The organism is Flavobacterium sp. (assembly GCF_041911335.1).
Taxonomy (GTDB): domain Bacteria; phylum Bacteroidota; class Bacteroidia; order Flavobacteriales; family Flavobacteriaceae; genus Flavobacterium.
Genome location: NZ_JAYRPD010000053.1, coordinates 115185 through 131973 on the forward strand (window position 1 = coordinate 115185; position 16789 = coordinate 131973).

The following is a 16789-nucleotide window of genomic DNA, read 5'->3' on the forward strand; positions in this document are numbered from 1 at the left end:
AAGCTAATATACTATACAATGGCATCAAACAAAAAATACTGGAAAAGTGTTGAAGAGCTAAACGAAAATAGCTCTATTGTTGAGACGCTAAGAAACAACGAGTTTGTGGAACCAATTCCGGTTGACCAATTCTTAGGAGATAAAGAATCTTTATCTGCTTCGTCAACTACTCGTCGTGACTTTTTAAAATATGTTGGATTTAGCACGGCTGCAGCTTCATTGGCAGCTTGTGAAGGTCCTGTTGTAAAGTCAATTCCTTACGTAGTTCAACCAGAAGAAATTATTCCTGGTGTTGCTGATTATTATGCAACAACAATGGCTGATGGTTTTGATTTTGCTAATATTTTAATCAAAACTCGTGAGGGTCGTCCTATTAAAGTAGAGAACAATAATTTAGAAGGAGCAAAAACTGGAGCTAATGCAAGAGTTCATGCTTCTGTTCTTTCATTATATGATAGTTTACGTTTGAAACAACCTAAAATTGCTGGTAAAGATGCAACTTGGGCAGACGTAAATACTAAAGTTAAAGCTAGTTTAGAAGATGCTAAAGCAAAAGGTGGAAATGTAGTAGTGTTAACAAACACTATGGCGAGTCCTTCAACTGACGCTTTAATCGCTTCTTTAGTTGCAAAATATCCAACAACGAAACATGTTGTTTATGATGCAGTTTCTGAATCAAACGCTTTAGATGCTTTTCAAGCAGTTTACGGTGTAAGAGCTTTAGCTAATTATGATTTTTCAAAAGCAGATGTTATCGTTTCTGTTGGTGCAGATTTCTTAGGAGATTGGCAAGGAGGAGGTTTTGATGCAGGATATGCTCAAGGTCGTATTCCTAAAAACGGAATGATGTCTAAACATATTCAAATTGAATCTAACATGTCTTTAGCAGGTGCTAATGCTGATGTTAGAATTCCAATGACGGTTGCGCAACAAAAACAAGCTTTAGCTGATTTATATTATGCTGTTGTTAATGGTGCTCAACCAAAAAACGCTCAAATTGCTAAAGCAGCTAAACAACTTACAGATGCTAAAAGTAAAGGTGTTGTTGTAACTGGTTTAGATGATGTAAATGCACAATTAGTAGTTTTAGCTATTAACAATGCATTACAATCTGCAGCTTTCAATCCTTCTGATGCTATCCTTACAAGAAAAGGTGACGCAAAAGCGGTTGCTCAATTAGTAGCAGATATGAAAGCCGGAAAAGTTCATACATTAATTATGAATGGAGTGAATCCAGCGTATACTTTAGCAAATTCTAAAGATTTCGTTGCGGCTTTAAAATCAGTTAAACTTTCAGTTGCTTTCTCTATGAAAGAAGACGAAACTTCAAGTTTAACTACAATTGCAGCTGCAGCTCCTCATTATTTAGAGTCTTGGGGTGACGTTACAATTACTAGAAGTAATTACAGCATTATGCAACCAACGATTCGTCCTTTATTCAATACAAAACAGTTCCAAGATGCTTTATTAACTTGGACAGACAATACAGTTGCTTATTATGATTTCTTAAAATCTTTCTCTGCTACTTCTTTAGCTGGAAAGTCTTGGAATCAAGCAGTTCATGATGGTTTTGTTGCTTCTGTAGCAAGTCCAATAACTGCAGCTTCTGCTGATTATGCTTCGGCAGCTTCAGCTTTAGCTCAAGCAAAATCTTCTAACTTCGATTTAGTATTATATTCTAAAGTTGGAATGGGAGACGGGCAACAAGCAAACAATCCTTGGTTACAAGAGTTCCCAGATCCTATTACAAGAGTTTCTTGGGATAACTACGTAACTATGTCTAAAGCGGATGCTGAAGCAAATGGATTCAAAAACTGGAATGTAGCTAACGGAGGTTTAAACGGAAGTTATGCAACTATTAAAGTAGGAAATGCTACTTTAGAAAATGTACCAGTTATTATTCAACCAGGTCAAGCAAAAGGGACTTTAGGTTTAGCTTTTGGATATGGTAAAAAATCAGGTTTAAAAGAAGAGATGCAGGTAGGTGTTAATGCTTATGCTTTATACGCTAACTTAAACTCAAATCAATCTGCTACTATTACTGTTGCTGATGGAGAGCATGAATTTGCTTGTGTTCAGTTGCAAAAAACATTAATGGGTAGAGGTGATATTATTAAAGAAACTACATTAGAAGTTTTCAATACTAAAGATGCTAAAGTTTGGAATCCAGTTCCAATGGTATCTTTAGATCACAAACCAACAGCTGCAACAGAAGTTGACTTATGGGATTCTTTTGACAGAAGCGTTGGACACCACTTTAATTTATCTATCGATTTAAATGCTTGTACAGGATGTGGAGCTTGTGTTATTGCATGTCACGCTGAAAACAACGTACCAGTAGTAGGTAAATCAGAAATCAGAAGAAGTAGAGATATGCACTGGTTGCGTATTGATAGATACTATTCTTCTAAAGAAACTTTTGCTGGTGATGTTGAATTGAAAGAGTCTGCGTCTGGATTAATGAATTCTATCGATACTTTTGCAGGTATGGAAGATCCTTCAGAAAATCCTCAAGTAGCTTTCCAACCGGTAATGTGTCAACACTGTAATCACGCTCCTTGTGAGACGGTTTGTCCAGTAGCTGCAACATCTCATGGTAGAGAAGGTCAAAACCACATGGCATACAACAGATGTGTTGGTACTCGTTACTGTGCTAATAACTGTCCATACAAAGTAAGACGTTTCAACTGGTTCTTATACAACAAAAATAGCGAGTTTGATTATCATATGAATGATGATTTAGGTCGTATGGTTATCAATCCAGATGTGAATGTACGTTCTCGTGGGGTTATGGAGAAATGTTCTATGTGTATCCAAATGACTCAAGCAGTTAAATTGAAAGCTAAACGTGAGGGTAGAGTAGTTGGTAAAGATGAATTCCAAACGGCTTGTTCTGCTGCATGTACTAGTGGAGCAATGAAATTTGGTGACATCAATGATTCTGAATCAGAAGTTGCTAAATTAGTTGAGTCTGATAGAATGTACCATTTATTAGAGCACATCGGAACAAAACCAAACGTGATGTACCACGTGAAAGTTAGAAACGATAAATAAGTATTAATTAAAGAAACAATATAAAGGATTATGTCGTCTCATTACGAAGCACCCATTAGAAAACCTTTAGTAGTAGGAAGTAAATCTTACCACGATGTAACGGTAGATGTGGCTAAACCTGTAGAAGGTAGAGCAAACAAACAATGGTGGATAGTATTTTCAATCGCATTAGCCGCTTTCCTATGGGGATTAGGTTGTATGATTTATACCGTTACCACTGGTATTGGAACATGGGGATTAAATAAAACAGTAGGTTGGGCTTGGGATATCACCAATTTCGTTTGGTGGGTAGGTATCGGTCACGCCGGAACTCTTATCTCTGCCGTATTATTATTATTCCGTCAAAAATGGAGAATGGCTATTAACCGTTCTGCAGAAGCAATGACGATTTTCTCGGTAATGCAAGCAGGTTTATTCCCAATCATTCACATGGGTCGCCCATGGTTAGGTTACTGGGTATTACCAATTCCAAATCAATTCGGATCATTATGGGTTAACTTTAACTCACCATTATTATGGGACGTATTCGCAATTTCTACTTATTTATCAGTATCATTAGTTTTCTGGTGGACTGGTTTATTACCTGACTTTGCTATGCTACGTGATAGAGCAGTAACTCCTTTTACAAAAAGAGTTTATTCTATCCTTTCTTTTGGATGGTCTGGTAGAGCTAAAGACTGGCAACGTTTTGAAGAGGTTTCTCTTGTATTAGCTGGTTTAGCAACTCCTCTTGTACTTTCTGTACACACTATTGTATCCTTTGACTTTGCTACTTCTGTAATTCCAGGATGGCATACTACAATCTTACCTCCATACTTCGTTGCTGGAGCTATTTTCTCTGGATTCGCAATGGTAAATACACTTCTTATCATCATGAGAAAAGTGTCTAACTTAGAAGATTATATCACTGTACAACATATCGAGTTAATGAACATCGTAATCATGATTACTGGTTCTATTGTAGGTTGTGCTTATATTACGGAGTTATTCGTAGCTTGGTATTCTGGAGTTGAGTACGAACAATACGCATTCTTGAACAGAGCAACTGGTCCTTACTGGTGGTCATACTGGTTAATGATGACTTGTAACGTAATTTCTCCACAAGTTATGTGGTCTAAGAAAATTAGAACTAACATCATGGCGTCTTTCATCATCTCTATTGTGGTGAATGTTGGTATGTGGTTTGAGCGTTTCGTAATTATCGTAACTTCATTACACAGAGATTATTTACCATCATCATGGACCATGTTCCAACCAACTTTTGTTGATGCTGGTATTTACATCGGAACTATCGGATTCTTCTTTGTATTATTCTTATTATATTCTAGAAGTTTCCCTGTAATTGCTCAAGCAGAGGTTAAGACAATCTTAAAATCTTCAGGAGATAACTACAAGGCAGAAAGAGAACAACACGGTCATAATCATTCAGATAATCATTAATATCATGAGTAATAAAGTAATACACGCTATATATAATGATGATGATGTTTTAATGGATGCTGTTAAACAAACAAGAGCAGCTCATCATCATATTGAAGAAATTTATACTCCTTTTCCAGTTCACGGATTGGACAAAGCTATGGGGTTAGCTCCAACTAGAATTGCTATCTGTGCATTTATTTATGGATTAGTTGGACTTTCAATTTACACTGCCTTGATGAATTTTATCATGATTAATGATTGGCCTCAAGATATTGGTGGAAAACCAAGCTTTAGTTATATTGATAACATGCCTGCATTTGTCCCTATTATGTTTGAAGGAACCGTTTTCTTTGCAGCTCACTTAATGGTTATCACTTTTTATATGAGAAGTAAATTGTGGCCATTCAAACAAGCTGAGAATCCAGATGTAAGAACTACGGATGACCATTTCTTAATGGAGGTTGGAATTCACGGTAACGAAGAAGAATTAGTTTCTTTCTTTACAAACACTGGTGCGGTAGAAGTTAAAGTTGTAGAAAAGCATTAATAGATAGTTATGAAAAGTTTATATAAAATAGTAGCAGTAGTAGGTTTGTCTTTCATGGCAACTTCATGTTTCGATAAAGCAAAACCTAACTATCAGTTCTTCCCAAACATGTATGAAGCGGTTTCTTATGAAACATATTCAGAGCATGATGTGTTTAAAGGTGGAGTGGAAGCTCAATTACCTGCAAAGGGTTCAATAAAAAGAGGATTTGTACCTTATGAAATTCCAAATACTCCAGAAGGATACGCTTTAGCTAAAGCTTCTTTAAAGTCACCTTTAGATTCTTTATCATTAAATCCTGAAAAAGGAAAAGAATTATACAATATTTATTGTGCAATTTGTCACGGTGAAAAAGGAGATGGAAAAGGGAACTTAGTTGTTAAAGAAAAATTCTTAGGGGTTCCTAATTACAAAGATAGAGAGATTACAGAAGGAAGTATTTTTCACGTAATTACTTATGGATTAAATTCTATGGGTTCTCATGCTAACCAATTATCTCAACAAGAGAGATGGCAAGTGACGGATTACGTTTTAAAATTAAAAGCTGGATTATAATATTAATACTTTTTGAAAATAATAGATATGTACACGTTTTCAAGTAAATTAAAAACTTTTTCATTCGTCCTAATGATTTTAGGTGCAATTGGTATTGGAATTGGTTTCATGGCCGCTCCTAAAACTATTGAGGATGTTGAGAAATTATTAGCAGATAGTCATCACGGTCATGAAGCTGCTCATGTAGAGAAAGTTGCTCCTCATGCTACAGAAGCTCATTTTGTAGCTGATACTGTTAAAGCTGTTGAAACTCATGTTGCAGATTCAACTCATACTGTTGCTCACGAAACTACAGTAGATTCTAATGCTCATGTTGAAGATACTACTGCTGTTGTAGCGGTTGCTGAAGCTCCAGCTCACACAGATAATCATGACACTCACGCTAAGGCAGATGCTCATTCACATGATGACCATAAAGCACATTTAGAACACGTACTTCACCAATTACAGAATAAGCCATGGGCTGCTTTGTATGTGGCTTGTATCTTCTTTATGTTAATTTCAGTTGGAGTTTTAGCTTTTTATGCTATTCAATATGCGGCTCAAGCAGGTTGGTCTCCAATCTTATTTAGAGTTATGGAAGGTATAACCGCGTATTTATTACCAGGTTCTATTATTTTCTTCGTATTATTAGTTGCTGCTGGAATGCATTACAACCATTTATTTGTATGGATGGATCCAGAAGTAGTAAATCCAGAATCTGTTAAATTTGATAAATTAATTTTCCTTAAAAAAGGATGGTTAAACGTTGGAAGATTCTTAGGAACTGCAGCTATCATATTAATTGTTTGGAATTATGTACGTTTAAAATTTGTAAAAAATTCTATTGCTCAAGATAGCGCTGAAGATAATGCTCCTTACAAGAGAAATTTCAAACTTGCTGCATTCTTCCTAGTATTCTTTATCGTTTCTGAGTCTATCATGTCTTGGGATTGGGTTATGTCTGTTGACCCACACTGGTACAGTACATTATTTGGTTGGTATGTATTTGCAAGTTTCTTTGTAAGTGGAATTACTGTAATTGCTATGATTACTTTATACTTAAAATCTAAAGGATATTTAGAGCATGTAAACACAAGTCACATTCACGATTTAGCTAAATTTATGTTTGGTATCAGTATTTTCTGGACATATTTATGGTTCTCTCAATTCATGTTGATTTGGTATTCGAATATCCCAGAAGAGGTTACTTACTTTGTAACTCGTATCGAACATTACAAATTACCTTTCTTCGGAATGTTAGCTTTAAACTTCATTTTCCCATTGTTAATCTTAATCAATACTGATTTCAAACGTTTAACTTGGATTGTTGTTATGGCAGGTATCGTAATATTATTTGGACATTATATTGACTTCTTCAATATGATTATGCCTGCAACAGTTGGTGATCAATGGTTTATTGGTATCCCTGAAATAGGATCTTTAATGTTCTTCTTAGGTTTATTCATTTTCGTTGTGTTCTCAGCTTTAACTAAGGCTCCATTAGTTCCAAAAGGAAATCCTTTAATTGAGGAAAGTAAACATTTTCATTATTAATAGTTAAAAAGAAATAAAAATGACAAGTTTCTTGGTATTTATAATTTTAGTTCTAGTCGGTATTGCAGTTTGGCAATTAACTAAAATTTTTGATTTAACCCAAATTGGCGGTTCTTCAGACAATGACGAAATTGCTAATGACAGAGATAATAGTGTTAATGGTTACTTGATGTTTGCCTTTGTTGGTTTCATTTATGTATTCACTATTTATTCATTATATTCTTGGAGTGATTTAGTATTAGGTACTCCTGCTTCTGAACATGGTAAAGATGTAGATAATTTGATGGCTATTTCTTTGGCTTTGATTTTCTTCGTTCAAACTATTACTCAGTTTTTATTACACTACTTTGCTTTCAAATACAGAGGTAAAGAAGGGCAAAAAGCATTATATTTTGCTGATAACAACAAGTTAGAGGCTATTTGGACAATTATCCCAGTTATCGTTTTAGCAGGTTTAATTATGTATGGTTTATATACTTGGAATAACATTATGTTTGTTGATGAAGAAGACAAGCAAGATGCTATCGTAATCGAATTATATGCAAAACAATTTGGTTGGGAAGCTCGTTATGCAGGTGATGACAAAACATTAGGTAAAGCGAATGTAAGATTAATTGAAGGTATCAATACTTTAGGAGTTGATTTAGCTGATCCAGCTGCTCAAGATGATAAAGTTGTTACTGAATTACACTTACCAGTTGGAAAAAAAGTAATTTTCAAAATGCGTTCTCAAGACGTATTACACTCTGCATACATGCCTCACTTTAGAGCGCAAATGAATTGTGTGCCAGGTATGATTACTCAGTTTGCATTTACTCCAACAGTAACAACTGCTGATATGAGAAATGATGAAGCTATTATGGCTAAAGTGGATAAAATCAATAAAATTCGCACGGAGAACAGTAAGAAAATTGTTGCAGAAGGTGGAACAGCTTTAGACCCTTATACATTTGATTATTTATTATTATGTAATAAAATTTGTGGTGCTTCTCACTACAATATGCAAATGAAAATTGTTGTAGATACACCAGCAGATTTCAAAAAATGGTTAGCTGAAAAACCTACATTAGCACAACAATGGAAAGAAGTTAATGCTCCTGCGCCTGCTGCTGCTCCAGCAGAAGCTACTAATGCAGTAGCTGTTGATTCAGCTAAAGTTGTAGCTCAAGTTATTAAATAAGTTATTTTATATTAAATATAATAGAATTAGTATGTCACACGATCACGGTCATCATAAAGAAACTTTCATCACTAAATACATCTTTAGTCTTGATCACAAAATGATAGCAAAGCAATACCTTATTTCAGGTTTATTGATGGGTATTGTTGGAGTTGTTTTATCTTTATTCTTCCGTATGCAAATTGCATGGCCAGAAGAATCTTTTGAAGTATTCAAGATTTTCTTGGGAGATAATTTTGCACCAGATGGTGTAATGCGTAATGATATTTACCTTGCTTTGGTAACTATCCATGGAACAATAATGGTATTCTTTGTACTTACCGCTGGTTTAAGTGGTACGTTTAGTAACTTATTAATTCCATTACAGATTGGAGCACGTGATATGGCTTCTGGATTCATGAACATGCTTTCTTTTTGGATGTTCTTTGTTTCTTGTGTTATCATGATTTGTTCATTATTTGTTGAATCAGGACCGGCATCTGCGGGTTGGACAATTTATCCTCCTTTAAGTGCTTTGCCTCAGGCAATTCCTGGATCTGGTTTAGGTATGACTTTATGGTTAGTTTCTATGGCTATATTTATTGCTTCTTCTTTGATGGGGTCATTAAATTATGTTGTAACAGTAATCAACATGAGAACTAAGGGTATGACTATGACTAGGCTTCCATTAACAGTTTGGACTTTTTTCTTAACTGCTATTATCGGTATAGTTTCTTTTCCAGTTTTGTTTTCTGCTGCTTTGTTATTGATTTTTGATAGAAGTTTTGGAACATCTTTCTTCTTGTCAGATATTTTCATTCAAGGTGAAGTTTTACATTATCAAGGAGGTTCTCCAGTATTATTTGAGCATTTATTTTGGTTTTTAGGACATCCTGAAGTATACATTGTTATTTTGCCTGCAATGGGACTTGTTTCAGAGATTATTGCAACAAGTTCTAGAAAGCCAATTTTTGGTTACCGAGCAATGATTACTTCTGTTATTGCAATTGCTTTTTTATCTACAATTGTTTGGGGGCACCATATGTTCGTTTCTGGAATGAATCCTTTCTTAGGTTCAGTATTTACATTTACAACCCTATTAATTGCAATTCCTTCTGCTGTTAAAGCGTTTAACTGGATTACAACTCTATGGAAAGGTAATTTACAATTGAATCCAGCAATGTTGTTCTCTATTGGTTTCGTTTCTACTTTTATTACTGGAGGTTTAACAGGTATTATTCTTGGAGATTCAACTTTGGATATTAACGTTCACGATACATATTTCGTAGTGGCTCACTTCCACTTAGTAATGGGTATCTCTGCATTATACGGATTCTTTGCTGGTGTTTACCACTGGTTCCCTAAAATGTTCGGAAGAATGTTAAATAAAAACTTAGGTTATGTTCATTTCTGGGTAACGGCTATTTGTGCTTACGGAGTTTTCTTCCCAATGCACTTTATTGGAATGGCTGGTTTACCAAGACGTTATTATACAAATTCAGCTTTCCCATTATTCGATGAATTAGCTGATGTTAATGTTTTGATTACAGTTTTTGCAATCGTTGGAGCAGCGTTCCAAATCGTATTCTTCTGGAACTTCTTCTACAGCATTTTCTACGGTAAGAAAGCAACTCAAAACCCATGGAAATCAAATACTTTAGAATGGACTACACCAGTGGAGCATATTCACGGTAACTGGCCTGGAGAAATTCCTGAAGTACACAGATGGCCTTATGATTATAGTAAACCAGGTCATGATGATGACTTCGTTACGCAAATCACACCAATGAAAGAAGGTGAAGAAGTTTTACACCATTAAGATTTTTTCCACAATATATAAACCTCTCCAATCGGAGAGGTTTTTGTTTTATAACTTTACTTATCTTTGCTTTTATGAACGACAATCTAAATCCCAATAAAGATTCCTATTCTCCGCAAGATATTGATATCGAAAAGGCATTGCGCCCGCTAAGTTTCGACGACTTTTCCGGACAAGAACAAGTATTAGAAAATCTAGTTGTTTTTGTACAAGCAGCTAATTTGCGAAAAGAAGCATTAGATCATACTTTGTTTCATGGACCTCCAGGTTTAGGAAAAACTACTTTAGCTAATATTTTGGCAAACGAATTAGGAGTAGGAATTAAAATTACTTCAGGACCCGTTTTAGATAAACCAGGTGATTTAGCTGGATTATTAACGAATCTTGAAGAGCGCGATGTTTTATTTATTGATGAAATTCATCGTTTAAGCCCAATTGTTGAAGAGTATTTGTATTCGGCAATGGAAGATTTTAAGATTGATATTATGATTGAATCGGGTCCAAATGCAAGAACCGTTCAAATCAATTTGAATCCGTTTACTTTAGTTGGTGCTACCACTCGTTCAGGATTATTAACAGCACCAATGCGAGCTCGTTTCGGAATTCAGAGCAGATTACAATATTACAACACCGAATTATTAACCACAATTGTCCAACGAAGTTCATCGATTTTAAAGATGCCAATTACAATGGAAGCGGCTATTGAAATTGCAGGAAGAAGTAGGGGAACACCTCGTATCGCTAATGCTTTATTACGTCGTGTTAGAGATTTTGCTCAAATCAAAGGAAATGGAAAAATCGACATTGAAATCGCTAAATTTGCTCTAAAAGCTTTAAATGTAGATGCTCACGGATTAGACGAAATGGATAATAAAATTCTATCTACAATTATCGATAAATTCAAAGGAGGTCCAGTTGGTTTAACTACATTGGCAACCGCAGTTTCAGAAAGTGGCGAAACCATTGAAGAGGTATACGAACCTTTTTTAATTCAAGAAGGTTTTATTATGCGAACGCCTCGCGGAAGAGAAGTTACCGAAAAAGCTTACAAACATTTAGGGAAAATTAAAAACAATATTCAAGGAGGTTTATTTTAGTTTGATAAACAATAAAGAAAAATACACAAAGTTGATAAAAGCCGAAGCCCAACGCCTCGGCTTTTTGTCATGCGGTATTTCCAAAGCTAGTTTTTTGGAAGAAGAAGCACCTCGTTTAGAAAATTGGTTAAACAATCAAATGAACGGTCAAATGAGCTACATGGAAAACCATTTTGACAAACGGTTGAATCCAACTTTATTGGTGGATGATGCCAAAAGTGTAATTTCGTTATTATTGAATTATTATCCTTCCGAAATTCAAAATGATGACTCTTATAAAATTTCTAAATACGCTTACGGACAAGATTATCATTACGTAATTAAAGAGAAATTAAAAGAATTATTACATTTCATCCAAACTGAAATTGGCGAAGTTTCTGGAAGAGCTTTTGTGGATTCGGCACCGGTTTTGGATAAAGCTTGGGCGGCAAAAAGCGGCTTGGGTTGGGTTGGAAAAAACAGCAATCTCATCACGCAAAAAGTAGGTTCGTTTTATTTTATTGCTGAATTGATTATCGATTTGGAATTAGAATATGACACACCAACAACCGATCATTGCGGAAGTTGTACCGCTTGTTTAGATGCTTGTCCTACGGAAGCTATTGTGGCGCCTTATGTGGTAGATGGAAGTAAATGTATTTCGTATTTCACGATTGAATTGAAAGAGAATTTACCGCAAGAAATGAAAGGCAAATTCGACGATTGGATGTTTGGTTGCGATGTATGCCAAGATGTTTGTCCTTGGAATCGTTTTTCAAAACCACATAATGAACCCCTTTTTCAAACGAATTCTGAGATTTTAAACTTCTCAAAATGCGATTGGGAAGAAATTACGGTGGATACTTTTCAGAAAGTATTTAAAAATTCTGCTGTGAAACGAACTAAATATGAAGGCTTACTTCGTAATATCAATTTCTTGAAAAAATAAAATGATATAGTCTTTTTCAGACAACAAATATTTACAATATCAAAACTTTACTGTAGTTTTGAGCGTTATTAAAAAAGAAAAAATAAAATTATGGCATCAGGATTTTTCGCAATCTTAGACGATATCGCTGCATTAATGGACGATGTAGCAATGACTAGTAAACTAGCAACCAAAAAAACTGCAGGAATTTTAGGAGACGATTTAGCAGTAAATGCCGAAAAAGCAACTGGTTTTTTAGCTTCAAGAGAAATTCCAGTACTTTGGGCGATTACAAAAGGTTCTTTTATCAATAAGTTGATTATTCTACCAGTAGTTTTTGTTTTAAATTGGTTGTATCCGCCAGCCATTAAAGCAGCTTTAATCATTGGGGGAGTTTACTTAGCCTATGAAGGTGTGGAGAAAATCATCGAATACTTTTTTCATCGTGCTAAAAAAGGCGAAGAAGTAATCAAAGAAAGTAGGCTTGAGGAAGATGACGAAAATTCTGAAAAAGCAAAAGTAAGTTCGGCAATTAAAACCGATTTTATTCTTTCGCTTGAAATTGTCATCATCGCTTTAGGAACGGCAATGGAAAAAGAACATCCGCTAATTACCCAAATTTTAAGTGTAACTTTTGTAGCTATTATTGCCACTGTAGGTGTTTATGGAATCGTAGCATTAATTGTAAGAATGGACGATGCGGGGTTTTATTTAATGAAAAAAGGTAATAATAAAGGGTTTTTATCTAATCTAGGTGGAATTTTAATCAAAGCTTTGCCGCTCGTTATTAAATTTCTTGCTGTCGTGGGAACTATCGCTCTTATCTTAGTTTCAGGAGGTATTTTTCTTCATAATATCGAATATATTCATCATTTAATTCCACATAGTATTCCATCAACGGTAGCTGAATTTGTTGTGGGAATCGCATTCGGATTGGTAGCAGTTTTGTTGATGACGGGTTTTAAGAAGGTGAAGGGCTTGGTAAAAAAATAGATAAAAAAACCGCCACAACTGTGGCGGTTTAAAATTTACAAAGTTGCTTTATGAGCGGTGACAGCATCAATAAACAAATTTACTTCATCTAATTGCTTGTTGACTCTTTCTAAGTCTAATTCTTTTTCTAAAAGCGCTACGGCACCAAAGCTTTCTTTTCTGTTCTCTAATAAGAATTTTTTATACTCCAAGCGTACTTTGCGTTTTTCTTCTGAATCTTTAGTAGGTCCGTTTGGTAAAACAGCAAGTATTGAATCCACTGCCGCAATTTCTGCAATTACACCTTGTAAAATGGCATCAATTTCTACCGATGTTGTACTGTAATTAGTTACTAAACGTTCTTCGGAAAGTTTTTTGAACGCTAAATCTGCTTTTTCTTTGTTTGCCATAGTTAACAACACATCGCAATCTGCAATAGTTGTAAGATTTGTTACTGAATACATAATAAAATATTTTTATGGTTAATAATTACATGTAACCAATATAAGTGCCATAAAATGCTTTTAATCAATATTTTAAAACAACTTTAACTAAGTTAGTTAAACTTAAATTAAAAATGTAATAAGTGTATTTTTCCTACGTTTTCTTTGTTTTTATTTTTTAATTAGAATCTTTTTTTTAGGACTGTACTTAATGAGCGAGTTGTTAATTTTCTGATTGTAATTTTTTTTGCAATAACTTCTCCTCAAATGCTAAAACTTCTTTTTTGATTTCAAGTTGTAGTAAAATAACAGCATTGTTTTGGGCTACCTTATTTTGTGTTTTTGTTTCTATGGTTTTTAAAACAATTATTTTGTTTTTTTTAATTTTGGGTGTTTCATTTAGCAAATAGCTAATCACTTTTTTTGCAGAATTAGTTGCGTTTTGTTTTTTTATGAGAGCGCTTATTTTATTATCAACAATGAGTTGTTGGTGTTTGTTTCTTTGCAATTGGTTTTTTAAAAACTGTATGTTTAAATTTGAATTCATATCTTTTGAGATAGTGTCTAAGGTTTTATTTTGTATAACAGATAACATTGTAGATAATTTTTCCAAAGCATCAACAGGTAAGCTTCGTTTACCAACTTCATACATTGCTATTTGACTTCTGCTTACTTGTAGAATTAGTGCCAAGTTTTCTTGGCTCATTCCTAATAGTGCACTTATATTTTGTTTCTTTTTCATTTTGTGACAAATTTTTCAGATATAATTTTTTATCACAAATAGTGTGACATTTTTTTTAGTTCAAATATTTTGCCACACTTATTGTAACAAATTATTTTTTTAGAAAATAATGTCACGTATTAATTTAAATTTTATTAAAATCTAAATTAATTTACTAATTTTGGAAAAATCCCCTCCATATAAATTAGTATTCACCAAAAAAAATAATAATCTTGAACGTTCTAATTGCCGACGACCACCAACTAACAATTGATGCATATAAAACAATACTTCCGTTTTCGCTTCAATTAGGGGATAACATAAATTTTATAGAAGCTAATTCATGTGAAGAAGCATATCTAAAAATAAACCAGTGTCTTGATAACAATCTTAGGATTGATTTAGCAATACTTGATTATTCAATGCCAATCTACTCTGAAAAAAACATCTTAAATGGTGCTGATGTTTGTATTTACCTTCAAAAACAAATGCCAAATTGCATAAACATGATTTTAACATCAATAATGGAAAACATTATTTTGTTTGAAATTATTTTAAATGTTAAACCACATGGTATTGTAACTAAATCCGATATTGATGGAAATAAGTTTTTAGAAATTATAGAGATTTTGCTCTCAGGCAAAAAGTACAGAAGTGGTTTTGTTTCAATGCAAATTGAAGAAATTTGGGAAAACAAAGCTTTTGTAAATGAGCTAAACAGAAAAATTCTACAATATTTAGCAAAAGGTTACAAGCTAAAAGAAATTGCTCAAGAATTAGATGTTTCTGAAATAACCATTAAAAAACATATTTCAAAAATAAGAGAATCCTTAAATCTTAATGAGGATGATAATATTTTAAAAGAAGCTAAATCCCGTGGTTATCTTTAAATTTTAACACAATGTATACCTCAGGTATACGTTTAGTTAAATGTTAAAATTTGTTTTGTATATAGTTTGATTTATAAGAATTTCGCTCAATATTATATTGACAAATTTTAATTAAATATTTATGAAACCAGTTTTACTTTTTCTATTCACTATTTTGGTGTCAATAGGAAGCTATGCACAAGATCGAATTAAGTTTGATTATGATACAGCAGGAAATCAAATAGTAAGAAGATTATGTTTAGATTGTTCTGAATTCAAAATTTCTGACGAAGAAATTAAAGATGTTACAGAATTAAAAGAAGAAGATTTATTGAAATTTTCTCCAAAGGATGTGATTTCCTACTATCCAAATCCTGTAAAAGAAGAATTGTATTTAAAATGGGAATTAGTAAATGAAAATAAAGTAGCAAGTATTGAAGTTTATTCAATGGGTGGGCAATTAGTAAAATCAATTCAAAAATTAGAGGATAACAATTCAAGTGTAATCAGTTTTAATGAATATACTTCTGGCACATATTCAATTTTGCTTTTGTATTCGAATGGTGAACAAAAATCAATTACAATTATAAAAAAGTAAGAATGAAAAGGATAATTACATTATTAGTATTTTTTGTTTGTTTCAGTATTAATGCTCAAGATGAAGTCAGAGGAGGAACTCCTGTAAAAGGAATTACTACAATAAAAAAAGAAACACCTTCTAAAAAGAATTCAAGTCTACAATTAGGAAATATTTCTACTAATAGATTACCTGAAGACCCTATTGGAGATCCAATAGATATTGACCCAATAGATCCAGATCCAATAGACCCAACCGATCCATCAGGAGGCAGTGGATTAGACCCTTCAACTATTGTAAACTCAACAGGAATTACAAAAGGAGAGCTAAGTGTTTCTTTAACAGGTAGTGCAACATATACATTACCAATTGCTGTTCCTCCAGGTATTGCAGGAACAATTCCACAAGTTAATTTAGTATATAATAGTCAAGGAGGTAATGGTTTAGCTGGTTATGGTTGGAATATTTCAGGTGTTTCTGCTATAACTCGAATTGGGACAACAAAATTTCATGATGCTACAATTGATGCAGTAGATTTTGATACATTTGATAGATTTGCTTTCGATGGACAACGTTTAATGTTGAAGTCTGGAGTTTATGGAGCTGAAGGTGCAGAGTATCAAACTGAAAGTTTTTCAAACGTTAAAATTACTTCACATGGAGTCTCTCCATTTGGAGCAAATTATGGCCCAGCTTATTTTTTAGTCCAATATCCTGATGGGTCAAAAGCATATTATGGTCAAAATGTGAACTCTCGTTCACAAACTGATTGGGCAATAACTTATTGGGAAAATCCAATAGGAGTCAGAATATCTTACGAATATTATTTAACAAATAATGTATTAGCAATTTCAAAAATTAAGTATGGTACTAAAAATACAATACCAGCAATTAATGAAATTCAATTTATTTACAAAACTAGGCAAAGAGCTGAACAATATTATGTTGGTGGTGTTAGTTTTATTAATAATAATCACTACCGTCCGAAAGTTTAATTTTTAAAAGTGCCTGAGAATGATTTATTTTGAAAAAACTTTCAAAAATTTTCAAACATGTCACTCTTCAGGCGTTCCAAAAATACAAATAAACCTATACTTGGGCAAATATTATC

General features: G+C 33.6%; 15 protein-coding genes. 13 read left to right on the forward strand and 2 right to left on the reverse strand.

What is annotated here, in order from left to right; genetic code table 11:
• Window positions 1–18 precede the first annotated feature (18 nt).
• The 10 genes from ACE3PD_RS09025 (at window position 19) to ACE3PD_RS09070 (ending at window position 13089) form a co-directional block, all read left to right on the forward strand.
• Entirely contained in the window at window positions 19–3054 is a 3036-nt protein-coding gene (locus ACE3PD_RS09025; RefSeq protein WP_374401633.1) for a TAT-variant-translocated molybdopterin oxidoreductase, read from the forward strand.
• Between the two features lie 30 nt (window positions 3055–3084).
• A complete protein-coding gene (nrfD, locus tag ACE3PD_RS09030; protein WP_374401635.1) occupies window positions 3085–4494 on the forward strand; it encodes an NrfD/PsrC family molybdoenzyme membrane anchor subunit in 1410 nt (469 codons plus the stop codon).
• A 4-nt stretch (window positions 4495–4498) separates the two neighbouring features.
• A complete protein-coding gene (locus tag ACE3PD_RS09035) occupies window positions 4499–5023 on the forward strand; it encodes a DUF3341 domain-containing protein (protein WP_374401637.1) in 525 nt (174 codons plus the stop codon).
• Between the two features lie 9 nt (window positions 5024–5032).
• On the forward strand, window positions 5033–5578 hold the full coding sequence (locus ACE3PD_RS09040; protein WP_374401639.1) for a cytochrome c: 546 nt from the start codon (window positions 5033–5035) through the stop codon (window positions 5576–5578).
• Between the two features lie 27 nt (window positions 5579–5605).
• Window positions 5606–7114 (forward strand): quinol:cytochrome C oxidoreductase, encoded by a 1509-nt coding sequence (locus ACE3PD_RS09045; protein WP_374401641.1) that lies wholly within the window; start codon window positions 5606–5608, stop codon window positions 7112–7114.
• 19 nt (window positions 7115–7133) lie between these two features.
• Window positions 7134–8294 (forward strand): cytochrome c oxidase subunit II, encoded by a 1161-nt coding sequence (locus ACE3PD_RS09050; protein ID WP_374401644.1) that lies wholly within the window; start codon window positions 7134–7136, stop codon window positions 8292–8294.
• A 31-nt stretch (window positions 8295–8325) separates the two neighbouring features.
• Complete coding sequence (locus ACE3PD_RS09055; protein ID WP_374401646.1) at window positions 8326–10092, forward strand: cbb3-type cytochrome c oxidase subunit I; 1767 nt, start codon at window positions 8326–8328, stop codon at window positions 10090–10092.
• A 74-nt stretch (window positions 10093–10166) separates the two neighbouring features.
• On the forward strand, window positions 10167–11189 hold the full coding sequence (ruvB, locus tag ACE3PD_RS09060) for a Holliday junction branch migration DNA helicase RuvB (protein ID WP_374401648.1): 1023 nt from the start codon (window positions 10167–10169) through the stop codon (window positions 11187–11189).
• 1 nt (window position 11190) lies between these two features.
• Window positions 11191–12117 (forward strand): tRNA epoxyqueuosine(34) reductase QueG, encoded by a 927-nt coding sequence (queG, locus tag ACE3PD_RS09065; RefSeq protein ID WP_374401651.1) that lies wholly within the window; start codon window positions 11191–11193, stop codon window positions 12115–12117.
• A 90-nt stretch (window positions 12118–12207) separates the two neighbouring features.
• Complete coding sequence (locus ACE3PD_RS09070) at window positions 12208–13089, forward strand: DUF808 domain-containing protein (protein WP_374401654.1); 882 nt, start codon at window positions 12208–12210, stop codon at window positions 13087–13089.
• A gap of 35 nt (window positions 13090–13124) precedes the next feature.
• Here the strand turns inward: ACE3PD_RS09070 and ACE3PD_RS09075 are convergent, their stop codons facing one another.
• Both ACE3PD_RS09075 and ACE3PD_RS09080 read right to left on the reverse strand, forming a co-directional pair.
• Complete coding sequence (locus ACE3PD_RS09075; RefSeq protein WP_374401657.1) at window positions 13125–13532, reverse strand: hypothetical protein; 408 nt, start codon at window positions 13530–13532, stop codon at window positions 13125–13127.
• Between the two features lie 202 nt (window positions 13533–13734).
• Entirely contained in the window at window positions 13735–14253 is a 519-nt protein-coding gene (locus ACE3PD_RS09080; protein WP_374401659.1) for a helix-turn-helix domain-containing protein, read from the reverse strand.
• A 212-nt stretch (window positions 14254–14465) separates the two neighbouring features.
• Between ACE3PD_RS09080 and ACE3PD_RS09085 the strand changes: the two genes are divergently transcribed.
• From ACE3PD_RS09085 to ACE3PD_RS09095, 3 genes are all read left to right on the forward strand, one after another.
• Window positions 14466–15122, forward strand: coding sequence for a response regulator transcription factor (locus ACE3PD_RS09085; RefSeq protein WP_374401661.1), 657 nt, complete (start codon window positions 14466–14468; stop codon window positions 15120–15122).
• A 121-nt stretch (window positions 15123–15243) separates the two neighbouring features.
• Entirely contained in the window at window positions 15244–15699 is a 456-nt protein-coding gene (locus tag ACE3PD_RS09090; RefSeq protein WP_374401663.1) for a T9SS type A sorting domain-containing protein, read from the forward strand.
• A 2-nt stretch (window positions 15700–15701) separates the two neighbouring features.
• Window positions 15702–16673 (forward strand): SpvB/TcaC N-terminal domain-containing protein, encoded by a 972-nt coding sequence (locus tag ACE3PD_RS09095; protein WP_374401665.1) that lies wholly within the window; start codon window positions 15702–15704, stop codon window positions 16671–16673.
• Window positions 16674–16789 lie beyond the last annotated feature (116 nt).